Origin of the sequence: Streptomyces sp. NPDC018019 (assembly GCF_044327805.1) — a bacterium.
In the GTDB taxonomy this organism is placed as follows: Bacteria; Actinomycetota; Actinomycetes; order Streptomycetales; family Streptomycetaceae; genus Streptomyces.
Map to the genome: position 1 here is coordinate 59,516 of NZ_JBIRGD010000027.1, position 22,163 is coordinate 81,678.

21 protein-coding genes are annotated in these 22,163 nt (G+C 74.6%); 9 read left to right on the forward strand and 12 right to left on the reverse strand.

The annotated features are described in order from the left end of the window. The first annotated feature begins 123 nt into the window (after positions 1-123). From ACH4FX_RS33865 to ACH4FX_RS33875, 3 genes are read left to right on the forward strand one after another with little or no spacing between them, the layout of a single operon-like run. Entirely contained in the window at positions 124-1,833 is a 1,710-nt protein-coding gene (locus ACH4FX_RS33865; RefSeq protein ID WP_398485276.1) for an AMP-binding protein, read from the forward strand. Positions 1,834-1,837: 4 nt separating this feature from the next. Continuing rightward, positions 1,838-3,586, forward strand: coding sequence for an acyl-CoA dehydrogenase (locus ACH4FX_RS33870; protein WP_398485277.1), 1,749 nt, complete (start codon positions 1,838-1,840; stop codon positions 3,584-3,586). Then, the gene (locus ACH4FX_RS33875; RefSeq protein ID WP_398485278.1) at positions 3,583-4,407 is read left to right on the forward strand and encodes a 4'-phosphopantetheinyl transferase family protein; all 825 of its coding nucleotides are present in this window, start codon (positions 3,583-3,585) and stop codon (positions 4,405-4,407) included. Before ACH4FX_RS33870 ends, ACH4FX_RS33875 begins: the two co-directional genes overlap by 4 nt. Positions 4,408-4,528: 121 nt before the next feature. Here ACH4FX_RS33875 and ACH4FX_RS33880 read toward each other — a convergent pair whose 3' ends face one another. The 8 genes from ACH4FX_RS33880 to ACH4FX_RS33915 all read right to left on the reverse strand — a co-directional run bounded on the left by ACH4FX_RS33880 (position 4,529) and on the right by ACH4FX_RS33915 (position 10,868). Beyond that, positions 4,529-4,768 (reverse strand): ferredoxin, encoded by a 240-nt coding sequence (locus tag ACH4FX_RS33880; protein ID WP_398485279.1) that lies wholly within the window; start codon positions 4,766-4,768, stop codon positions 4,529-4,531. Then, on the reverse strand, positions 4,755-6,020 hold the full coding sequence (locus tag ACH4FX_RS33885) for a cytochrome P450 (RefSeq protein WP_398485280.1): 1,266 nt from the start codon (positions 6,018-6,020) through the stop codon (positions 4,755-4,757). The genes ACH4FX_RS33880 and ACH4FX_RS33885 overlap by 14 nt, the downstream gene beginning before the upstream one ends. 112 nt (positions 6,021-6,132) lie before the next feature. Continuing rightward, positions 6,133-6,924 (reverse strand): ABC transporter permease, encoded by a 792-nt coding sequence (locus tag ACH4FX_RS33890; RefSeq protein ID WP_398485281.1) that lies wholly within the window; start codon positions 6,922-6,924, stop codon positions 6,133-6,135. After that, positions 6,924-7,928: an ATP-binding cassette domain-containing protein gene (locus ACH4FX_RS33895; protein ID WP_398485282.1), complete on the reverse strand. Its 1,005-nt coding sequence runs from the start codon at positions 7,926-7,928 to the stop codon at positions 6,924-6,926. Before ACH4FX_RS33895 ends, ACH4FX_RS33890 begins: the two co-directional genes overlap by 1 nt. 41 nt (positions 7,929-7,969) lie before the next feature. Further along, on the reverse strand, positions 7,970-8,860 hold the full coding sequence (locus ACH4FX_RS33900; protein ID WP_398485283.1) for a DUF4097 family beta strand repeat-containing protein: 891 nt from the start codon (positions 8,858-8,860) through the stop codon (positions 7,970-7,972). A gap of 108 nt (positions 8,861-8,968) precedes the next feature. Beyond that, on the reverse strand, positions 8,969-9,499 hold the full coding sequence (locus tag ACH4FX_RS33905) for a toxin-antitoxin system HicB family antitoxin (protein WP_398485284.1): 531 nt from the start codon (positions 9,497-9,499) through the stop codon (positions 8,969-8,971). 320 nt (positions 9,500-9,819) lie between these two features. Beyond that, positions 9,820-10,476 carry a hypothetical protein gene (locus ACH4FX_RS33910; protein ID WP_398485285.1) on the reverse strand — a complete coding sequence of 219 codons (657 nt, stop codon included), beginning with the start codon at positions 10,474-10,476 and terminating at the stop codon, positions 9,820-9,822. A gap of 146 nt (positions 10,477-10,622) precedes the next feature. Beyond that, positions 10,623-10,868: a hypothetical protein gene (locus ACH4FX_RS33915; protein WP_398485286.1), complete on the reverse strand. Its 246-nt coding sequence runs from the start codon at positions 10,866-10,868 to the stop codon at positions 10,623-10,625. A gap of 373 nt (positions 10,869-11,241) precedes the next feature. Between ACH4FX_RS33915 and ACH4FX_RS33920 the strand changes: the two genes are divergently transcribed. Further along, on the forward strand, positions 11,242-12,438 hold the full coding sequence (locus ACH4FX_RS33920; RefSeq protein ID WP_398485287.1) for an aromatic acid exporter family protein: 1,197 nt from the start codon (positions 11,242-11,244) through the stop codon (positions 12,436-12,438). 130 nt (positions 12,439-12,568) lie between these two features. Then, positions 12,569-13,546: an iron-containing redox enzyme family protein gene (locus tag ACH4FX_RS33925; protein ID WP_398485288.1), complete on the forward strand. Its 978-nt coding sequence runs from the start codon at positions 12,569-12,571 to the stop codon at positions 13,544-13,546. Between the two features lie 73 nt (positions 13,547-13,619). On the opposite strand, the gene ACH4FX_RS33930 is transcribed toward ACH4FX_RS33925, so the two are convergent. From ACH4FX_RS33930 to ACH4FX_RS33940, 3 genes are all read right to left on the reverse strand, one after another. After that, the gene (locus ACH4FX_RS33930; RefSeq protein ID WP_398485289.1) at positions 13,620-13,910 is read right to left on the reverse strand and encodes a CDGSH iron-sulfur domain-containing protein; all 291 of its coding nucleotides are present in this window, start codon (positions 13,908-13,910) and stop codon (positions 13,620-13,622) included. Further along, positions 13,891-14,553 (reverse strand): HemK2/MTQ2 family protein methyltransferase, encoded by a 663-nt coding sequence (locus ACH4FX_RS33935; RefSeq protein WP_398485290.1) that lies wholly within the window; start codon positions 14,551-14,553, stop codon positions 13,891-13,893. The genes ACH4FX_RS33930 and ACH4FX_RS33935 overlap by 20 nt, the downstream gene beginning before the upstream one ends. Before the next feature lie 201 nt (positions 14,554-14,754). Further along, a complete protein-coding gene (locus ACH4FX_RS33940; protein ID WP_398485291.1) occupies positions 14,755-15,522 on the reverse strand; it encodes a 2OG-Fe dioxygenase family protein in 768 nt (255 codons plus the stop codon). A gap of 267 nt (positions 15,523-15,789) precedes the next feature. Here ACH4FX_RS33940 and ACH4FX_RS33945 point away from each other — a divergent pair, with 267 nt between their 5' ends. Then, entirely contained in the window at positions 15,790-17,031 is a 1,242-nt protein-coding gene (locus tag ACH4FX_RS33945) for a glycosyltransferase (protein ID WP_398485292.1), read from the forward strand. An 85-nt stretch (positions 17,032-17,116) separates the two neighbouring features. On the opposite strand, the gene ACH4FX_RS33950 is transcribed toward ACH4FX_RS33945, so the two are convergent. Continuing rightward, positions 17,117-17,911: an ABC transporter ATP-binding protein gene (locus ACH4FX_RS33950; RefSeq protein ID WP_398485293.1), complete on the reverse strand. Its 795-nt coding sequence runs from the start codon at positions 17,909-17,911 to the stop codon at positions 17,117-17,119. Positions 17,912-18,304: 393 nt separating this feature from the next. Between ACH4FX_RS33950 and ACH4FX_RS33955 the strand changes: the two genes are divergently transcribed. The 3 genes from ACH4FX_RS33955 (at position 18,305) to ACH4FX_RS33965 (ending at position 22,096) form a co-directional block, all read left to right on the forward strand. Further along, positions 18,305-19,096: a 2,3-dihydro-2,3-dihydroxybenzoate dehydrogenase gene (locus ACH4FX_RS33955; RefSeq protein WP_398485294.1), complete on the forward strand. Its 792-nt coding sequence runs from the start codon at positions 18,305-18,307 to the stop codon at positions 19,094-19,096. A gap of 136 nt (positions 19,097-19,232) precedes the next feature. Beyond that, entirely contained in the window at positions 19,233-20,438 is a 1,206-nt protein-coding gene (gene dhbC / locus ACH4FX_RS33960) for an isochorismate synthase DhbC (protein WP_398485295.1), read from the forward strand. Beyond that, entirely contained in the window at positions 20,435-22,096 is a 1,662-nt protein-coding gene (locus ACH4FX_RS33965; protein ID WP_398485296.1) for a (2,3-dihydroxybenzoyl)adenylate synthase, read from the forward strand. The genes dhbC and ACH4FX_RS33965 overlap by 4 nt, the downstream gene beginning before the upstream one ends. Positions 22,097-22,163 lie beyond the last annotated feature (67 nt).

Consider the following 22,163-nt stretch of genomic DNA (forward strand, 5'->3'; position numbering starts at 1 on the left):
GGTCAAGGCCGGGCATGAAGAGTGGAAAGCCGGGCCGCCGGAGCACGGCGGACAGCCGGGCCCGCGCACAGCCGCGGCCACCCACCCACCGAACCACCGACGAGCAGACCGGGAGCAGAAGGGATGACACCAGCGAGGAGCTTCACGCACGCACTGGCGGCACGCTGCGCCGCCGGTGCGGACGACACCGCTCTGCTCTGTCTGGACGACGCAGGGAAGGCCACCGCCCACACCTACCGCGCCCTGGACACCCGGGCCCGCACCGTCGCCGCCGCACTGGCCCACCGCGGCGCCGCCGGAAGCCCCGTACTGGTCTCGGCGGACGGCGGGCGGCCCGCGGTCGAGGCGCTGCTGGGCTGCCTGTACGCGGGCGCGGTCGCCGTGCCGGTACCCCCGCCGGACGCCATCGGGGCGGCCGGTGAGCGCATCGCGGCGATCGCGGCGGACACCGGCGCGACGCTCGCCCTCACCGACTCCGCGCACGCCCCCGAACTCTCCCGCCGCCTGGCGGGCGCCGGGCACTCCGGCGTGGTCTGCCTGGCCGTCGACCGCCTGCCGGACGACGGTGCCGGCCGGCGGCTGCCGGACCTCACCGGACAGGACACCGCCCTGCTCCACTACACCGCGGGCACCACCGCCGCCCCGCGCGGCGTGCGGATCACCCACGCCAACCTGCTCGCCGCCATGGCGGACCTGCGCGCCGCGCTGCGCACCGACAGCCGCTCCCGCATCGGCGGCCGGCTGCCCCTCCACCACCACCTCGGCCTGACCGGACAGCTGCTGCACCCGCTCTGGCTGGGCGCCACCGCCGTGCTGATGCCCCCGGGGCTGCTCGCGGACACCCCGCTGCGCTGGCTGCGCGAGGTGGCGCGGCACGGCATCACCGTCACCGCCGCCCCCGCCTCCGCGTACGCCCGCTGCCTGGCCGAGGCCACCGACGCGGACCTCGCGGACCTCGGCCTCGGCCGGCTGCGCACGGCGGTCAACGCGGGCGAACCGGCCGCCGCGGCCACGCTCGCCGCCTTCGCCCGCCGCTTCGCCGCCGCCGGTCTGCGCCCCGACGCCGTCACCACCGTGCACGGGCCCACCGAGGCGGTCTCGGTACTGAGCACCGCGCGCCCACCCGTGCATCTCGCCGTGGCGGCCGACGCCCTCGGACGCGGCGAACTGCGCCCGCCCGATCTCGGCGACCCGGTGCGGACCGTCGCGGGCGGCACCCCCGCGCCGGGCGTGACGGTACGCATCGTCGACCCGGCGGACGCGACGGTGCTGCCCGACGGGCGGACCGGTGAGATCTGGGTCCGCGGCGCGGCCGTCGCCGCGGGCTACTGGCGCCGCCCCCTGGAGACCGCCGACACCTTCGGCCGGGCCACCGCCGCGGGCGAGCGCGGTTTTCTGCGCACCGGCGACCTGGGTGCCCTGCTGGACGGCGCGGTCTACGTGACCGGCCGGACCAAGGACGACCTGCTGGTGGACGGCCGCGCCCTGCACCCGCGGGAGGCGGAGCGCCGGCTCGCCCGGTCCGGCGCGCCGTTCGGGCCCGCCGTGGTGCTGGCCGCGCACCCGGACCACGAGGAGATCGTCGCCGTACAGGAGATCCACGGCGCGGGCTGGACCGGGCGCCAACTGGCGGACCTGGCCGGGCGGGTGCGCGACTGCCTGCGCGCCGAGACCGGCGCCGCACCCGGTGCCGTGGTCCTGGTGCGCCCCGGCGCCGTGCGCCGCACCGCGGGCGGCACGGTGCGCCGGTCCCTGATGCGCGACCTCTACCTGCGCGGCGAACTCCGCCCGCTGTACGTCTCGGCGGCTCCGGCCGCCGCGGAAAGGGGCTGACCGGATGACCGCCGCCCCCCTCGTGCCCGCCGCCCCGACCCGTGCGCCGGAGGACGCGCGACAGCGCGCCGCACGGCTGGAGTCGGCCTTCGGCGACCCGTGCGACCCGGGCAACCCGGTCGGTTTCAAGGCCCTGCTCGCCGCCGACGAACGGGCCGAACCGCTGCCCGCCGCCGAAGACCTGCTGGACTCGGCGGGCTTCGGCGCCGAACTGGTGCCCACCGGGCTCGGCGGCCGGCTGCACGACGCGTCCGGCCTGATGCGGATGCTGCGCCCCATCTTCCGCCGCGACGCGGCCCTCGGCTTCGGCTACGGGATCACCTCGCTGTTCGCGGCGGCCCCCGTGTTCGCCGCGGGCACACCGGCCCAGCGCGAGACGGTCGCGCGCCTGCTCGCCACCGGCGGGCGGGCCGCGATCGTGCACCGTTCACTGGCCCACGGCACGGCCATGCTGCGCGGTGAGCTCACCGCCCTGGGGCACTCCGGCGGCTATCTGCTCCAGGGCCAGAAGGACGTGGTGATCAACGCCGAGCGGGCCGGTGCCGTCGTCGCGTACGTCCGTACCGATCCGGCCCCCGGGCCCGCCGCCCACTCCGTCTTCCTGCTCGACCCGGACCGGTTGCCGTCCGAGGGCCTGCGGCTGCTGCCCCGCCGGACCACCACCGGGCTGCGCGGCTGCCGGTTCGCCGGATACGCCTTCGAGGACTGCCCCGTACCGGGTGACGCGCTGGTCGGCGAGGAGGGGACGGGCGTACGGCTCGCGCTGCGCACCTTCCAGCTCAACCGCACCCTGATCACCGGTGCGGTGCTCGCCTCCGTGGACACGGTGCTGCGTGCCGCCGTCCGCGCCACGCTCGCCGCCGGAGCGCCCAGCGGGCGCCAACGGCCCGTACTGGCCGGGGTGTTCGCCGGGCTGCTGGCGGGCGACAGCATGGCCGCCGCCGTACTGCGCGCCCTCTCCCTCCGGCCGGGCAGCGCGCACCTGGCCGCCGCCGAACTCAAGTACCTGGTACCGGACCTGCTCAGGGACGACCTGGAAGAGCTGGCCACCGTGCTCGGCGCCGGCGGCTACAGCCGCGACACCGACCAGGGGACCCTGTCCAAGCTGCTGCGCGACCTGCCCGCCGCCGGACTCGGGCACGCCGGGACGGCCGCCTGCCAGGCCGTGGTGATACCCCAACTACCGCTCCTGGCGGAACAGTTCTGGGGCCGCGAGGCCGAGCCGCCCGCCGGGCTGTTCACCGACGCGGGGATCCTGCCGCCGCTGGACATCGGAAGCCTGGAGGTCGCGGGTGGCGGCGACTTCCTGATCGCCGCGCTGCAGACCTCGGCGACACGGCTGGCCGACGCCGGCGACCCGGGACCGTACGGCGACGCCCTGCGCGCCATGACGGCCGCGTTCCGGGCCGACCTGGACGACCTGCGGGACCGCTGCCGCGCCCTGGGACCCGGCGGTCCGACCGCGCGCACGAGCCCCGTGCTGTGCGCCCTCGCCGACCGGCACGCCGTACTGTCCGCCGTCGGCGCCGCGCTCGCCACCTGGGAACAGCACCGGCACACCGCGTCGTTCCTCGCCGACCCGGCCTGGCTGCTCCTCGCCCTCCAGCGGTACGGGCGCCGGCTCGGCCGCACCCTCCCCCCGCTGCCCGCGTCGTGCGTCGACCGGGTGACCGAGGAACTGCTGACGCGCTTCCGCGCCGGCCGCAGTTTCGACCTCCATGACACGCCCCTGGCGGAAGCAGGTACCCCGTGACACGGCCGGGCATCGCAGCACCCCTCCTCATGCCGGGACCGGACAGCCCCTGGAGCCGGGTCAGACAGGCCATGGCCTGGCACGGCCACGCCGTCGTCCAGGCCGGCTGGCGCGACTGGCTGCCCGCCGTCTTCGCCGACCCCGAACTGCGCCCGCTGCTCGGTGCCCGCGACTGGCAGCGGCTGCGCGGCCTGCGCGACCCCGAGGCACGCGACCGCTTCGCCGCCTCGCGGCTGCTGGTCAAGTACACCGCGGGCGCGGCACTCCAGACGCCGCCCGAGACCGTCGAACTCGCCTACAAGGCCGGCGGACGGCCGTATCTGCGCGGCTGCGACCAGATCGAGGTGAGCCTGAGCCACACCGGCGACCTGCTGGTGGTGGGCCTCAACCGGCGTGGCCGGGTCGGCGTGGACACCGAGCGGGCCGACCGCCGCATCCAGTACTCGGCGATCCACCGGCACCTGTGCACCCCGGACGAGCGCCGCCGGATCGCCGCCCTGCCCGAAACGGAACAGCAGCGCCAACTGCTGCGCACCTGGACGCTGAAGGAGGCGTACACCAAGGCCCTGGGCCAGGGCATGCGCATGGGCTTCACCCAGTTCGGCTTCGACACGGACGCCACCTGCCTGCTCACCCCGCAGGGCGCCCCCGCCTCGCACGGCGAGTGGTCCTTCGGGACCTTCGAGCTGCCGGGCGGCTACCTGGTGGCCGTCGCCTGCCACGACACGGGCCTGGACCAGGAGGACACCGCGGTCGGCACCATGCTGGACGAAGGATTCCTGGCGGAGGTCGTCGAACTGGTCGGGCGTGCCGGCCGCTGAGCCCGGGGCCGACGGAGGCGGTGCCGCATGCCGGGGCCGTGCGGCGGATGGGTTCGGCACACGCGAGAGCCCCCCACCGGCGCGCGGTGCGGGGTTCTCGGTCCGGGAAGTGCCACGCGCGCTACGCGCCCGTGCTGTCCGGGGAGTTGAGGGAGATGGCGCCTGCGGGGCAGAGGCCGGCGGCCATCCGGGCGGCGGCTTGGTGTTCCGGGCCCGGCGCGGGCCGCAGGAGGACCACCAGCCCCTCCTCGCCGTCCTGGTCGAAGACGTCCGGAGCCGTCAGGGCGCACATCCCGGCGCCGACGCAGCGGTCCCGGTCGACGCCGAGCCGCAGCGGCTCCCGTGGCTCACGCTCGCTCATGGCTCCCCTCCTGGTCCCAGGTGACGGGCAGGCTGATCACGCCGTAGATGTTGGCGCGGTCGCGCAGCGGCACCTCCTGCGGCGGCACCGCCAGGCGCAGGGTGGGGAACCGGGCGAAGAGCGCCGGGAGCGCGACGGACAGCTCCACACGGGCGAGCTGCTGACCGAGGCACTGGTGGGGGCCGTGGCCGAAGGAGAGGTGCCCGGTGGCCTTGCGGTGGATGTCGAACCGGTCGGGGTCGGCGAACTTGCGCGCGTCACGGTTGGCGGCCTGGACGGACACCGTCACCGTCTCCCCGGCCCGGATCAACTCGCCTTCGACCTCGACGTCTTCGAGGGCGGACCGCAGGAGCGGGTCGGCCACGCTGAGGTAGCGCAGCAGCTCCTCGACGGTCTGCTCGGCCAGACCGGGATCGGCGCGCAGGGCGTCCAGCTGGGCGGGGTTGCTCAGCAGGGCGAAGGTGCCCAGGCCGAGCATGTTCGCGGTGGTGTCGAGCCCGGCGGCCAGGAGCACCCCGCCGACCCCGATCAGCTCCTCCTCCGTGAGGTCGGAGGCGGTCAGGTCGCTGAGCAGGTCGTCGGTGGGCTCGGCGCGTTTGGCGGCCACCAGTTCGCCCATGAACCGGTCGACGGCCGCGTACGCCTCGCCCCTCGCCTCCGCGCCTGCGGTCTGGTCGAAGAGGGTCGCCACATGGCCTTGGAAGCGGTCCCGGTCGGCGTAGGGCACGCCGAGCAGTTCGCAGATCATGAGTGCGGGCACCGGCTGCGCGAACGCCTCCACCAGGTCGACGGTGGGCCCGTCCTGCTCCATGGCGTCCAGGCACTCGGCTGTGAACCGTTCCACCCGCTCGGTGAGCTGCCGCATCCGGCGGACCGTGAACTTGCCGGTGAGCAGGCGCCGGAAGCGGGTGTGCTCCGGGGCGTCGAGGCCGAGGAAGTCACCGACCGGCGCCGGCGGCATCTCCCCGGCCTCGCTCAGGCCCGGTATCGGCACCGGCAGGTGCAGGAGTTCGTAGCGCGAGCTGAAGCGCGGGTCGGACAGCACCGCGCGGGCCGCGGCGTGCCCGGTGACCAGCCAGCCTGTGTGTCCGTCGGCGTAGCGCATGCGGCGCAGCGGCCGGTCGCCGAGCGCGGAGAGTTCGCCGGGCGGGTCGAAAGGGCAGCCGGTGCGCCGGTCGGTGGGCAGCGTGGGCAGCTCTTCGGCGGTGGTGTTGTCGGCGGTGGCACCGGCGGACGTCGGGTCGTACGGCATGGGAGTCTCCAGTGATCGTCGGTTCTGCTGAACTGGCGGGGGCCGCGGCGCGACGCCGCTCGGCCCCGGTGGAGCGGGGGCCTTACCGCTCGGCCCCGGTGGAGCAGGGGCCCTACCGCTTGGCCCCGGTCTTGAAGGCGCGGCGCGCCCACAGGTAGCCGGCCAGGCTGAGACCCAGGCACCAGGCGACGGCGAGGGGCCCGCTGTCGCCGATCCCGGTGCCGAGCCACAGGCCGCGCAGGGTCTCGATGACCGGCGTGAACGGCTGGTACTCGGCGAACCAGCGCAGACCGGCGGGCATCGACTCGGGCGGCACGATGGCGCTGCCGAGGAACGGCAGGAACGTCAGCGGCATCGGGATGTTGCTGGCGGTCTCGACGTTCTTGGCGACCAGGCCGATACCGGCGGAGATCCAGGTCAGCGCCAGGGTGAGGAGGGCCAGCAGGCCGAGCGCGGCGAGCCATTCCAGGGGCGTGGCGTCGGGACGGAAGCCGGCCAGGAGGGCGACGCCGGCGACGAGCGCGACGCTGATCATCGTCTGGATCACGGTGCCGACGACATGCCCGGTCAGGAACGAGGCGCGGGAGATCGGCATCGTACGGAAGCGGTTGACGATGCCTTCGGTCTTGTCGGCGCAGACGCTGATCGCGGCGGTCAGGGAGCCGGACGTGGCCGCCATCAGGATGATGCCGGGCGCGAGGTAGTCGATGTACGCGCCGCTGCCGGTGGGCAGCGCGCTGATGCCGGAGCCCAGGGCGCTGCCGAAGACGTAGTTGAACAGCAGCAGCATCACGATGGGCATGATGACGACGGTGAGCGTCAGGGACGGGTAGCGCAGGGCCTTCTTGAGGTTGCGCCGCAGCATGGTCCGGGAGTCTCTGGCTGCGTAGGACAGAGTGGCCATCAGACGTTCTCCTTGGTCGGTGCGGCGGTGCCGGAGGGGCGGGGCTGACCGGTGAGGGTCAGGAAGACGTCGTCGAGGTCGGGCGTGTGGACGGTGAGCGACTCGGCCCGGACGGCGGTGGTCTCCAGGGTGTCCAGGACGGCCCGCAGGCTGGGCAGGGAGCCGTCGCCCGGGATCTGGAGGGTGAGGGAGTCCTCGTCGCGGGTGGCGATGCCGAAGATGCCCGCGGCGGTGTCCAGGCCCTGGGCGTCGGCGAACCGCACCCGGATGTGGCCGCCGGGGATGCGCTGCTTCAGCTCGTCGGCGGTGCCCTCGGCGATCAGCCTGCCGTGGTCCAGCACGGCGATCCGGTCGGCGAGCTGGTCGGCCTCTTCGAGGTACTGGGTGGTCAGGAAGATGGTCACGCCGTCGTCGGCGACCAGGCCCCGGATGATCTCCCACATGGTGCGGCGGCTGCGCGGGTCGAGACCGGTGGTGGGCTCGTCGAGGAAGATGATCCGCGGATCGCCGACCAGGGTCATCGCCAGGTCGAGCTTGCGCCGCATCCCGCCGGAGAAGGTGGCGGCGGTCCTGCCCGCCACCTCGGTCAGGTCGAAGCGGCGCAGCAGGTCCTTGGCCCGCCGCCTGCCCGCACGCCGGTCGAGGTGGTGCAGGTCCGCCATCAGGAGCAGGTTCTCCTCGGCGGTCAGCAGGTTGTCGACGGCCGAGAACTGGCCGGTGACACCGATCGCGGAGCGCACCGCGTCGGCGTCCCGGGTCAGATGGCGGCCCGCGACCCATGCCTCGCCCGCGTCGGCGCCGATGAGGGTGGAGAGGATCTCCACCGTGGTGGTCTTGCCGGCGCCGTTGGGCCCGAGCAGCGCGAAGACGGTGCCTTCGGCGATGTCCAGGTCGATGCCGTCGAGCACGAGCTTGTCGCCGTAGGACTTGCGCAGTCCGGTGGCGGTGATCGCCCGCGCCGTCGCGGTGGCGGCGGCCGGCGGGTTCGTCTGGAGGGTGGTCATGCCGTTTCCCTTCCGGGTGGGCGGAGTCGGGGTATGCCGGGTCAGGCGCGGCGGATGATGATGTCGCCGGTCGCGGTCCGGGCGTGGACCTCGGCGGTCTCGTCGGTGTCCGCCGGACCGTCGGCGGAGCCGAGCGAGTTGCGTACGGCGCCGAACTTGGTGTTCGTGTCGAGCCAGGCGGCGGTGCCCTCGTGAATGCCCACTTCGAGGTCGCCGACGGAGGTGCGCAGATCGATGCGGCCGCGGGAGATGTCGCGGACGCGGATGCCGCCGCTGGAGGAGGAGGCGTCGACCCCGGCGTGCGCGACGCCGATGTCGATGCGGCCGTTGGCGCACTTGGCGCCGACGCTGCCGTGCGCGATGCCGACGGAGATGTCGCCGTTGGCCGCGCCGGCCGTCAGGACGCCGGTGACCTCGCCGATCTCGGTCGGGCCGTTGGCGTTCTTGACGGTCGCCGCGCCGGTGACGGTGCCGATCTCGATCCGGCCCGAGCCGGTGACGTGCGCGTCCCCGGTGGAGCGGGCCAGCCGGATGTCGCCGTGGTCGGTCCTGAGGTCGGCGCCGGCCGCCTCGTCGACCTGGAGGTCGCCGAGCGACGTCTTGAGCGTGACGTCCCCGAAGCCGCCCGTACAGAAGAAGCCGCCCAGGGCCGTGGTGCCCCGGAGCTCCGAGCCCGCGGGCAGTTCGATGCTCACCTCGACGGCGCCCGGCTTGCCGAACAGGGACCGCTTCTTGGGCGTCTTGACGGTGAGGCGGCCGTCCGCGCAGGTGACCCGGGTCTGCTGCACGGCGCGTACGTCGTCGTCGTCGGAGCCGTTGCGCGGCACGACCTCCACGACCGTGTCGGTGCGCTTGCCCGCGGTGATGCGGGCGGTGCCGGCGTCCAGCTCCAGGGTGGCGGTGATCGGTCCCGGGGTTTCAAAAGTAGGCATGGCTGTCCCGTCCTCTTGGCTCAAGTGGGTGAAACCGCTGGTCAGCGGGTGATGAGTGATGCCGGCGGAGCGGTGGTCCGCCGGTGGAAGCAGGGTGGGGCGGCGGGGCTAGCGAACCCAGCCGGTGAAGCCCCGGCCGCCCGATTCCTTGCCGCGGCCGGGCGGGCCCGCGCGGCGCTCCCCGCCGTCCAGGGCGATGGAGACGGCCCGCACCAGCCAGGCGTTGACCGACAGGCCCTCCGCCGCCGCGACGGCCTCGGCGCGGGCCTTGAGGTGGGCGGGGAGGCGGAAGTTGATCCGCGCCATGGCGCCGTCGCCGGCGTCCGCGGGCGGTGGCGCCATGGCCGCGGCGGGTTCGGCGGCCGGCTCCGGCGTCTCCCGGACCGGCTCGGGGGCGGGCGGCACCGTCACCACGAACTCCGGGTCCAGTCCGCGCAGCCGTACGTCGACCGAGCCCGGCGCCAGCTCCCGGGTGACCTCGCCCATGGCGGCGGAGAGGGCGTTCAGGAGGGTCAGACGGGTGGCGGACTCCAGGGGGGCGGTGAGCCGCTCGGCGAGGGCGCGGGCGTCGTCGCCGCCCGCTTCCGCGGCGACGGCCAGCTCTTCCCGGAGGTTGTCGACGTAGGGCGTGAGGTCCATAGCGCCATCATGGCACATCGATGGCGCCATGGCGAGCCAAAGCGGCGCCGCGTTGGCGCAGGCGCTCTTGACCTGCTGTTTCTTCGTCGAATTGCGCCGTTGTGGCGCCGCGCGGAGGGCGGATTGGCGTGGGATGGTGCCGCGGTGGCGTTATCGTGGCGCCATGTGGTGCGGGCTGTGTGCCACCGTCGGTGCCGTGCGTTGCCACGCCGTACCCGCGCCCGCCTCGGGCCGCTGGGCCCGCTCCGGCCAGGACCGGGCCCAGCGGCCCGAGGCCGCTGGGCCTGCCGCGTGCGGGCCCCGCGGACCCGCACGGGGCGTCAGGCCGACGCCGTGTCCACGAGGTCGGCGACGAACTTGCGTACGCGACCGCGCAGCACCGGTGTCACGCCGTGGATGACCTGGGCGCCGTACGCGACGGCCACGCCCGGCCCGGCGTCGGTCAGCCACCGGCTCTTGCGCGGCGTGCTCAGCCACTGCGGAGTCTCCTCGTGGACCGCGGGGCCGTGCGGCAGGCTGCGGCTCAGCGGCGTGCCCGGCTCGTAGCCGTCGGCCGTGCCCAGCAGCGTGTCGGTCCAGGGCGCGGTGTCCGAGGTGGTCTCGATGTAGAACCGGCCGCCTTCCGCCGCGTCCGCGATCGTCACACCGATCCGGCCGATGCGCCGGGGCGGCGTCCGCGGGCTGTGGATGCCGTCGAGGTGGGTGGGCACGCCCTGGCCCACGGCGAGTTCGGTGTACCCCCAGTGGCCGGACCCGGCGATGGACGGCATGCTGCGCCGGATCGCGGGCAGCGCCCGCAGCGTGGCGTCGGCCAGCACCTCCTGCGCGGTCGCCGGGGCCGGCAGCACCTCGGCCTGGTGGCGGGGCCGCCAGCCGGCCGCCTCGCTGTCCATGATCTTGACCAGCCGGGAGATCTCCTCCGCGGTGAGGAACTCCTCGACCGTCTGCAGCATGAGTGTCTCACTGATGTGGATCACTTCGCTCTCCTCGTCGAAGGTCCGGCGTACCGGTCTCGTACACCACCGTGCCGCCGGGACGAGGGGGCGGAAAGGCGCAGACGGGGGCGCACACGCGCGCGGTGGCTCGTACGTGTGTGCGCCCTGTGGACGCCGGGCGGCCGGCGTCACTTCCCGGTGAACGAGGCGCCCTTCTCCATGTTCAGCGGCCGGGCGACCGTCTCGACGGTGTCCAGGGCCAGCTCGACATTGCGCTCGCTCAACGGGATGCGCAGCAACTGCACGGCCTTGGAGTCGGTGAGGGAGGAGACCACCGGGCTCGACGCCGACGAGGAGGCCGCGGCCGGCTGCGGGGCCAGGGCGGCGGCACCGGCGGCGGCGACCGCGGTGAGGACGGCGGAACGAATACGCATCAGAACTGGACTTCCACGAGGGCCGGGGACGGGAACGCGGGCGCGCACCCCAGTCAAAGCGGGCGGACCCGTCTCCGAAGCGCCGCGGTCCGCGTCACCACCCCTACGGGTGCCCGGGATCACCCGGCCGGCCGAGCGTCCGGTGAGCGTGTTCGAACGCGGTGCACGACGTCCCGGCCGCAACTCCTCCGCCCGCCTGCCGCCGCACCTCCGGCCCGCTGCCGTACGTCCCGGCCTCACCCCGCCCGGCCGTACGCCCGGACCTGCCCCCGGGGCAGCACGACTAGCCCCGGCGATCACGGGTACCCAGCGCGCCGGGCCGCCGGGCATTGCGGGGCCCCGACCTGCGGGGGAGCGAGCCCGGGAGGCGGAGTTGGCGAAGGAGCGGGGCACCGCCGGGTGGCGGTGGGCGTGGTGGGAGGCGACGGCGGTCGGCCGCACCGTGCGCGCCGCGGCGCGGCACTCCGGGGCGGAGCGGGACACCGTCGTCCAGTCGCTGAAGGCGGCCGGCGCGGCGACCGGCGCCTGGGCGCTGACGGGCTGGTGGCTGAACGCGCCGCTGGCCCTGATGGCCCCCTGGACGGCGCTGGCGCTGGTCGACGCCACCGTCTACCGCTCCCTGCGGTCCGCGCTCCAGCAGCTCGTGGTGATCGTGCTCGGCGCGCTGTTCGCGTCCGCGGCGATGGCCGCGACCGACGGCAGCACGCTGGGCGCCATGCTCATCGTGCTGCCGGTGATGACGCTGGTCGGCACCCACCGCAAGCTGGGCGCCCAGGGCATCTACGGCGCGACCACCGCCCTGTTCGTCATCACCTACGGCGCCTACTCGCTGACCGAGGTCGGCCACCGGCTCACCGAAACCATGATCGGCGCGGTCATCGGCGTCGCCGTCAACGCCTTCGTCCTGCCGCCGGTGCACCTGCGCAACGTGCACGACCAGCTCCGGCGGCTGCCCCGGGAGGCCGCCGGACTGCTGCGGACGATGGCCGCGGGCCTGCGCGACGAGGAGTGGAGCGCGACGGACGCGGCCGGCTGGCACGACCGTGCGCGCCGGCTCGGCCAGGTGCTGCAAGCGCTGGCCAGCGCCCGGCAGTGGACCGCCGAGAGTTCCCGCTTCAACCCCGGTCTGCGGATGCGCCGTACCGGACCGCCCCCGCCGCCGCCGGAGAAGGCCGACGCCGTGTGGGACCGGGCCACCGACCACCTCACGGCCATCACCCGTACGCTGTCGGGCGCTTCCGGGGAGCGTGCCCGCCTGACCGCGCCCGGCGCCGCGTTCCTGCGGCGGTACGCCGACCTCGCCGACGAGGCGGCGACGCTGTGCGAGGCCGAGGCGGACCTGCTGGCGGACCACGAGCGCGCGGACGCGGAGGAGTGCTACCGCAAGGCCCACCGCCGGTCCGGGGAGCTGTACGACGAGCTGGCGGACGAGTTCCGGCGGTTGAACGACCCCGCGGCCGCCGCGGCCGGCGGCGAACTGCTCGTCGAGATGAAGCAGCTGCTCCACGAGCTGACCGACTTCGCCCGGACGGACGTGTCCGGCGGGCAGGAGGAGCGGCGGGAACAGTGAGGGGGCGGACCGCGAGGGCCGGAGCCGGGCGGCCGCACGGCCCGGCCCCGCGTTTCCCCCGGGACGCCGGGGGCACCCGTGAGCCACACGGCACACCGTGCCCCGGTCGGGTGAAGGGAAGGTCCACGACGTGAAATGCCCCCCGGCACGCGGAGACCTGTCGGCGGCGGTCGGCTCCGCGCTGCGACGGCCGCCCGGCACCGTACGGCTGCCGGACGACCGTACGGCGGCGGCATCGGACCCGTACGGCGACGACCTGCAACTCGCCCTGGCCCTCTGCTACGAGCTGCACTACCGCGGCTTCGACGCGGTGTCCGACACCTGGGAGTGGGACCCGGAACTGCTGCGTTTCCGGGCCGCCCTGGAGAGCGCGTTCCTCGGTGCGCTGCGCGCGGACGTCCCGCAGCCGGGCGACGTGACCGCCCTCCTAGACGACCTCCTGGTGGAACCGGCCGACGGCACCGGCGTCTCGCACTTCCTGCGCGACAAGGGCGAACGGTGGCAGCTCCGCGAATACGCCGCCCAGCGCTCCCTGTACCACCTCAAGGAGGCCGACCCCCACCTGTGGGTGGTGCCGCGCCTGTGGGGCCAGGCCAAGGCCGGGATGATGGCGGTGGAGTACGACGAGTTCGGGGCCGGGCGGGCGGACCGCGTGCACGCGCGGCTCTTCGCCGACCTGATGGCCGACCTCGGCCTGGACCCCGCCTACGGCCGTTACCTGGGCGCCTGTTCACGGCAGATGCTCGCCGTCAACAACCTCATGTCGCTCTTCGGGCTGCACCGCGTGCACCGGGGCGCCCTGGTCGGCCACTTCGCCTGGGTGGAGGTCACCTCGTCACCCGGCTCCCGCCGCCTCGCGCAGGCGCTGGAGCGGCTGGACGCCGGGCCGGCCGCCGTGCACTTCTACGCCGAGCACGTCGAGGCCGACGCCGTGCACGAACAGGTGGTGCGCCATCAGGTCGTACAGGGCCTGCTGCGCGAGGAACCGGCCCTCGCCCCGGACGTCGCCTTCGGCATCGCCGCCACCGGCCTGCTGGAGGACCGGCTGGGCGCGCATCTGCTGGACGCCTGGCAGGCGGGCGGAACCTCCCTGTTCGCCCCGCTGTGACACCTCGACCGGACCGATCGGCGGACCGATCGGCGGGCTGATCGACCGGACCGGCCGACCGGGTTGCTCGGGCTCATCCGGGCTGACCCGGTTCCGGGCCCCCGGCGCCCCGGCGCGGTGCCGGAGGCCGCCGGCGCCCGCGGTGACTGGTGTCGCACCAGGGAAACGACCGGCTGCGCCGGCACATGCACAACGCCACGAAGGGGCGGTCCGAACGGGCCGTCGTCCCGTCGTCGAGCTGCACCTCGACGGGGCCCTCGATCAGCACCGGTCCCCCGGGGTCCTGGATGACCCGGCGCGCTTCCCTGCGCCCGCCATCCGCACCCTGACCTGTCGGCTCTCGCTCACGCGGGGCGCTGGGCACGGATCACCACCAACTCCTCCTTGTCCTGGCCCGGGGCGATCAGCCCCTGGGCCTCCAGCCAGGGCGCGCGCTGCCGCAGTACCGGCCCGAACGGGATGAACCGCCGGTCGGTGACGCCGGCCTTCAGCCCGGCGCCGGACAGCAGCTCCACCGTCCGGGCGGGATCGCAGATCCCCGAATGGACCAGCAGCAGCACGCCCTCCGGGGCGAGCAGCGCGGGTGCCTGCGCACACAGCCGGTCCAGTACGGCCCGGCCGTCCGGACCGGCGTCCCACGCCCGCGCCCGGCCGCCGTGCGGCAGCGCCGGCGCGGAACAGGGCACATACGGCGGGTTCGCCATGATCAGGTCGAAGCGGCGCCCGGCCACCGGCCGCAGCAGGTCGCCCCGGCACGCGCGTACCCGGCCGCGGTGTCCGGCGAACCAGGCGTTCAGCCGGGTGGTGAGCACGGCGGCGAACGCGGCGTCTATCGCGGTGACCCGCCCGGCGCCGTGCCGGGCCGCGACGACCGCCAGGGCACCGCTGCCCGTCCCCACGTCCAGCACCTCCGCACCGGACCGCAGGGTCTCCCGCCGGAGCGCCGCGGCCAGCATCCCGGTGTCTTCCTGGGGCGCGTACACGCCCGGAGGTTTGATGAAGAACACCCGCCACGGGTACCCCGGAAACACCGCTTCTTGCAGAACGGGCCGAAGCCTCGGCTCAGCGTGGTGCACGGTGGCCACGTCGGCACCACGCGCCGCGACAGGGCCACGGCGGCGACCGAAGCCGAGGGGGGAGCGGAGCACAGCGGCCGACGGGCGTCGGTGACCCGCCGTACGTCACCTCGCCCGACGACCACCGGCAGCTCACGCGGCCGCGAGGGTGGTGACCAGCACGTCGCGGTAGGCGGGCTCCGAGATGTCCATCGGCCGGATCGGGGAGACGCAGTGCAGCGTGTCCCGGTCGTCCGACAGCAGCAGGCTGCCCGGCCGGTACAGCGTGGTGCACAGCAGCTCCCGCCCGTCGTGGGTGTAGACGCAGCTCTGGCCGCCGGCCGCGTTCTCCCGGTTGACGAGCAGTGAGGACACCAGCGTCACACCGTCCTTGTGCCGCCCCTCGGGCGTGGGGTCCCCCTCGTCGTCGGCCGTCGCGACCACCCGGAACGGGTGCACCTTGACGATCCACCGCCCGGCGTCGTCCAGCGCGGACGCCGCCTGCCCCAGCAGGTCGAACAGCGGACGCAGCAGCGGGTCGCCGACGAACGCGTCGGTCAGCGGCTCGAAGTGCCGGTCCACCGTCTCGTACAGCGGGTTGGTGTCCTTCGGCTGTACGAAGGGCGCGTGGGGCAGCCGGACCAGCTCCCCGGTGGCCGGGGTGAGCGAGAACTGGCCGTAGCGGCGCAGTCTGCGGGTACCGCGTTCGGCCGCGTACCGGTCTTCTCCGAGATCGTCCCAGTGCGCGGCGAACCGCGCCCACGCCTCCTCGTCCGCGCCCAGCTGGGCCAGCACCGACGCCGGGGACATCAGGCAGACGGCGGAGGAGGTCAGGCACGAGCGGGCGGCCTCGACGGGGGACGCGGCCCCGGCCGCACCGGCGGTCCCGGACGGCGTCGAGCGGTCTTCGATGTGCTCCACGTCGGATGTCCGCCTTCCTGCTGGGCGTGCGCGGTGGCGCCTGCGTGGTCCCATCGTGTGGCGGTCCGCCGCTGATCGCATCTTGCGCGCGCCCGGAGCACGGCGCGCAAACCGGTGCCGGGACGGGCCGCCCTGCCCTCCCCGCACCCATTCCATGCCGGATGACTCAATGTCGCCGCATGTCGTCACCCAGCTTTGACACGTGTTTTCGAGCCTTCTTACGGTGATCCCATTTCCCCCCGACCGGCCCTTGAAATGAGGAACACCATGCGCGTCCTGTGCACCGCGACCGGCTCACCCTCGCACGGCAGAGCCCTGCTGCCGCTGGCCCGCGCGCTGGCCGGGGCCGGACACCAGGTCACCGTGGTGACGACGACCGACGTGGCGCCCGTCTTCGCCGCCGACCCCGTGACGGTGTTGCCGACCCTGCCGCGCATCGACTTCAGCGGGATGGGCCGGGCCTCCGCGGAGCTGGAGGAGGCGGCGGGCGCGGACACGCCGGCCGACGGGACGCAGCCGGAGGCCGACGCCTTGCCGGACGCCGAAGCGCACCTGCGGCTCCTGGTCGACCGCCTCGCCGGCGACATGGCCCTCGAATGCCACCGTGTCCTGGCGGAGGTGGCCCGTGACGTGCGCCCCGAGGTCATCATCCGGGACGGCATGGACATCGGTTCCTGCCTGCTCGCCGAGCAGCTCGGCATCCCGCAGCTGCCCATCCCCGGGGGCACCGTCAACATCTTCGACCCGGTGGCGCTGCTGCCCGCGCTGAACGAGCTGCGTGAGCGGCTGGGGCTGCCCGTGCAGGAGTCGCCCGGCTCTCTTTACCCGCACGGCCGCTTCGACTACCTGCCCGCCGATTACTCCTTCGCGAAGTTCCCGTCCACCGTGCTGGCCTACCGCCAGACCACCGTGGTGGACCGCACCGCCGGGCTGCCCGGCTGGATCGCCGGACTCCCGGCCGACCGGCCGCTGGTCTTCGCCGCGCTGGGCACCGCGCTGCCGATGTTCCGCGAGGTGCTGCCCCCGGGCACCCCGCTGCCGGTGGGCATGACCGACCCGGCCGAGCTGCTGGCGACCATCATCGCGGGCCTGTCCCGGCTGGACTGCACGGCCGTGGTGGCGACCGGCGGCATCGAACCGGCCGGCGGCGTCGAGCCGGCGCCGCACGTCCACCTGACCGACCGCCTCGCGCAGCCGCTGCTGCTGGAATGCGCCGACCTGTTCGTCACCCACGGCGGCTACAACAGCATCCGGGAGGCGGTGCGCACGGGCACGCCCATGGCGGTGCTGCCGAACTTCGGCGACCAGCTGCCCAACGCCGAGCGCGTCCAGGAACTGGGTCTCGGCCGGCACCTCACCGACACCGACCCCGAGGCCGTGGCCGCCGTGTGCCGGGAGATCCTGGCCGACCGCGAGACCGCCGCGCGGGTCCGGCGGGCGCAGCTCACCAGCCTCGCCCTGCCGGACATCGGACAGGTCGCGGCCGACCTGGAGAAGCTGGTGTCCTGAGGAGTCGGTTTCCGGCCACACGAAGACGGGCCCGCCGTACGGCGGGCCCGTCTTCGTGTGCGGACGTGCCCGGGGGCGGGCGCCGTCAGGGCCGTACGGGCTCCGCCGCGCGGGCCGTCGGCACGACCACCGGGGCGCCGTCGGAGGGCGCGGCGAGGATCTCCGCGTCGACGCCGTACAGCTCCTTGACGAGCGCGGCGTCGATGATCTCGCGGGGCGGGCCGGCGGCGACCACGCGGCCGGCCCGCATCGCGACGACGGTGTCCGCGTAGCGGGCCGCCGCGGCGAGGTCGTGGACGACCATGACGATGGTGCGGCCGCCCGCGGCGACCTCGCGGACCAGGTCCAGCACCTCCACGGCGTGCCCGATGTCGAGGGCGCTGGTCGGTTCGTCGAGCAGGACGACGGGCGTCTCCTGGGCGAGTGCCATGGCCAGCCAGCAGCGCTGGCGCTGGCCGCCGGAGAGCTGGTCGAGGCGGCGGTGGGCCAGGCCGGTGGTGCCGGTCGCCTCCAGGGCGCGGGTCACCGCCCGTTCGTCCTCGCGGGACCACTGCCGGAACAGGCCCTGGTGCGGGTGGCGTCCGTACCGTACGAGGCCGGCCACGGTGACCGCTTCGGGCGCCTGCGGGGACTGGGGGAGGAGCGCGATGCGGTGGGCCGCCTCCCGCTGCCTGAGCCGCCACACGTCCGCGTCACCCGCGAACACCCGCCCGGACGTGGGCTCGTGGAGGCGGGCCAGGCAGCGCAGCAGGGTGGACTTGCCGCAGCCGTTGGGGCCGACCACCGCCACCACCCGGCCCGACTCGACCGTCAGGTCCACCCGGTCGACGACCGGGTGGCCGGCGTATCCGGCGGTGAGCTGCTCGACGCGGAGTTCCACTGGGGCCGGCCTTTCTCCGGGGCAAGGGCGGTCATGGACGAGTCATACCTCTTGCCAATTTGTCATAAGGCAAGGCTAACCTTAACGCGAATCCGCGGCCGTGCGGCCGTCCCGGCGGTCCGTGGTGACCGGTCGCGGGTGCCCGTGGTGGGGCGGGCACAGGTAAAGCCCGGGTCATCCGCAGGCGGAGAGGCGGCCTTTTGCGCCACCGCTCCCGGCAACGCGCTGCCCCCGGCGACGCGTTCGGGGGCCGGGACGGCTATGCCCGCGCGCTGGTTTTGCATAAGGTGAGGCTAGCCTAACCATGCCTGCGGTGTGCGGGCGGTGGCGCGGAGTGGCTGGGCGCCTGTCCTATATTAGGTTAGGCTTGCCTAACAAAAGGGGAGGTTGCTCATGCCTGAGCACATACCGGACGGCCGCGCCGAGTTCACCGGGCGCATCGCGCTGGTGACCGGCGCCGGGCAGGGCATCGGTGCCGCGGTCGCCGCGGCACTGGCGCAGCACGGCGCCCACGTCGTGGCCACCGACCGCACCGCACCCGCGGCCCGGCCGCCCGAGAGCCGTACCGCGGGGCCCGTCACCGCCGAGGCCATGGACGTCACGGACCGCGTCGCGGTGGACGCCACCGTCGAACGCGTCGAACGCGAAATCGGCCCGATCGCCGTCCTGGTGAACGTGGCCGGCATCCTGCGCCCCGGCCCCGCCGCCGAACTCTCGGAAGCCGACTGGGCCGCCACCTTCGCCGTGAACACCACCGGCGTCTTCCACACGGCCCGGGCCGTCGCCCCGTACATGGTCAAGCGCGGCTCCGGGAGCATCGTGACCGTCGGCTCCAACGCCGCCGGCGTGCCGCGTACCGGAATGGCCGCCTACGCCGCCTCCAAGGCCGCGGCCGCCATGTACACCAAGTGCCTGGGGCTCGAACTCGCCCGCAGCGGCGTGCGCTGCAACATCGTCGCGCCCGGCTCCACCGACACCGCCATGCAACGCGCGCTGTGGACCGACGACGACGCGCCCCGCCGGGTGATCGCCGGGGACCCGCAGACGTACCGCACCGGCATCCCGCTCGGCCGGATCGCCGACCCGTCCGACATCGCGGACGCGGTCGTCTTCCTCGCCTCCGACCGCGCCCGGCACATCACCATGCAGGAGCTGTACGTCGACGGCGGCGCCACCCTCCGCTGACCCGCGCCGCACCCCGGCGCCACCGCCCGCCGGGAGCGGCCCACGGCCCGGTCACCGCGCACCGCACGCCCCCGCGTCCCCACCCGTACCAGTCACCCCCGGAAATCCCCGCGACCTTCCGAGAATTGGAGCTCCCGTGCCGACGGCACCCGAAGTCGCCACGCACGTCCCCCTCGCCGAGCCGGCCCACCCCGCCGTTGGAGCGGCGACCGGGCTGCTGGGCGCCTACACTCCCGGCGCCCGCTTCCTCGGCACGCCCACGCGCACCCTCCTCGCGCAGGGCACCCACAGCGAGGTCCCGCACGACGCACGCCCGCTGCCGCAGCGGGTCGCCGCCACGCTCGACGCCGCACGGGCCGCCGGCCACGGCGCGCCGCTCGTCGTCGGCGCGGTGCCGTTCGACCAGACCGCGCCCGCGGCGCTCGCCGTCCCGGACACCGCGCGCACCGCGCCGCCGCTGACCGCCGACCCGCTCATCGCGCTGCCCGCCGACCCGCCCGCCGCGGCCCGGTGGGACATCAGACCCGTACCCGAGCCCGAGGTGTACGGCGCGGGCGTGGCCGCCGCGGTGGAACGCATGTGGCGCGGCGAGTTCAGCAAGGTCGTGCTGGCCCGCACCCTCGAACTGACCAGCACCGACCCGCTCGACATCCCCGCGATGCTCCAGCGCCTGGCCCGCCGCGACCCCTCCGGCTACACCTTCGCGCTGCCCACCGCCCCCGGCCGCACCCTCCTCGGCGCCAGCCCCGAACTGCTGGTCTCGCGCCGCGGCAACCGGGTCGTCGCCAACCCCCTGGCCGGCTCCACCCCGCGCAGCGACGACCTGGCCGAGGACGTGCGCCGGGCCGCGGCGCTCCTGGAGTCCGCCAAGGACCTGCACGAACACGCCGTCGTCGTGGACGCCGTGCACCGGGCCCTGGCCCCGTACTGCACCGGTCTGACCGTCCCCGCCCGGCCCACCCTGCTGCGCACCGCCACCATGTGGCACCTGTCCACCACCGTCACCGGCACCCTCGCCGCGCCGGAGACCTCCGCGCTGGAACTGGCCTGCGCCCTGCACCCGACCCCGGCGGTCTGCGGCACCCCCACGGACACCGCCCGCCAGGTGATCGCCGACACCGAACCGTTCGACCGCGGCTTCTTCACCGGCATGGTGGGCTGGGGCGACGCGGCCGGCGACGGCGAGTGGGTGGTCACCATCCGCTGCGCCGAGGCCGAGGAGCGCTCCTTGCGCCTGTACGCGGGCGCGGGTGTCGTCGCCGCGTCCGAGCCGGCGGCCGAGACCGCCGAGACCGGCGCCAAGTTCCGTACCTTCCTCGGCGCCGTCGGAGCAGAGCTGTGACCGATCAGTACGCCTACGCCCGTTCGCACGCCCCCACCTGGCCCGCGGAGTTCGCCGAGCGCTACCGCGCCGCGGGCTGGTGGCGCGGCGAGACCTTCGGACGGATGCTCGCCGAGCGGGCCGCCGCCCACCCGGACCGGATCGCCATCGTCGACCCGGCGGGGGAGGGCCGCCGCTGGACGTACGGGGAACTCGACCGACGCGCCACCCGGCTGGCCGCCGGACTCCACGCGCGCGGCATCGTGCGCGGCGACCGGGTCGTCGTCCAGCTCCCCAACATCGCCGAGTTCTTCGAGGTGGTCTTCGCGCTCTTCCGCCTCGGCGCCCTGCCGGTCTTCGCGCTGCCCGCCCACCGCGAGACCGAGATCCGCTACTTCTGCGAGTTCACCGGCGCCGCCGCCTACGTCATCGCCGCCGAGCACGGCGGCTACGACTACCGCGAACTCGCCGCGACCGTACGGGCCGACGTCCCGGGCCTGCGGCACGTCTTCGTCACCGGCGGCGACCCGGGCCCCTTCGAAGCCCTCGCCGACGTACCGGCCGACCCGCCCGCCGACGGACCGGGCTGGGCCGAACCGGCCCCGCACGACCTGGCCTTCCTCCAGCTCTCCGGCGGCAGCACCGGCGTCCCCAAGCTCATCCCGCGCACCCACGACGACTACATCTACTCGCTGTGGGGCTCCAACGAACTGTGCGGCGTCGACGAGCACAGCGTCTACCTGTGCGCGCTGCCCGCCGCCCACAACTTCCCGCTGTCCTCGCCCGGCACGCTCGGCGCCCTGTACGCGGGCGCCCGCGTCGTGCTGAGCCCGCAGCCCACCCCCGACGTGGCCTTCCCGCTCATCGAGCGCGAACGCGTCACCCTCACCGGCCTGGTGCCGCCGCTGGCCCTCATCTGGACGGAGGCCGCCCCGGCCACCCCGTACGACCTCGGCAGCCTGGAGGTCCTGCTGGTGGGCGGTGCCAAGTTCAGCGAGGAGGCCGCCCGGCGGGTGCGGCCCGCGCTCGGCTGCACCCTCCAGCAGGTCTTCGGCATGGCCGAGGGCCTGGTGAACTACACCCGGCTGGACGACCCCGAGGAGACCATCGTCACCACCCAGGGGCGGCCGATCTCCCCGGACGACGAGATCCGCGTCGTGGACGACGAGGACAACGACCTGCCCGTGGGGGCGACCGGCCATCTGCTCACCCGCGGCCCGTACACCATCCGCGGCTACTGGAAGGCGCCCGAGCACAACGCCCGCTCCTTCACCGCGGACGGCTTCTACCGCACCGGCGACGTGGTCCGGCTGACCCCCACCGGCCACCTGGTCGTGGAGGGCCGCGCCAAGGACCAGATCAACCGCGGCGGCGAGAAGATCGCCGCCGAGGAGGTCGAGAACCACCTGCTCGCCCACCCCGCCGTGCACGACGCCAACGTGGTCGCCGAACCCGACCCGTACCTGGGCGAGCGCACCTGCGCGTACGTGATCCTGCGGGACGGCGCCGAGCCCGTGAAGCCGGTCGAGATGAAGAAGTTCGTCCGCGCCCGCGGCCTCGCCGCCTACAAGGTGCCCGACCGCGTCGTGTTCGTGGACGCCTTCCCGCAGACCGGCGTCGGCAAGATATCCAAGAAGGACCTCAGGTCCGCCGCCCTCGGCACCGCCGGACCGGCCTGACCGCCGCGCACCGCCGAACCGTTCCGACCGCCCCGCACCCACCGTCCTGAAGGGACCGCACCGCACC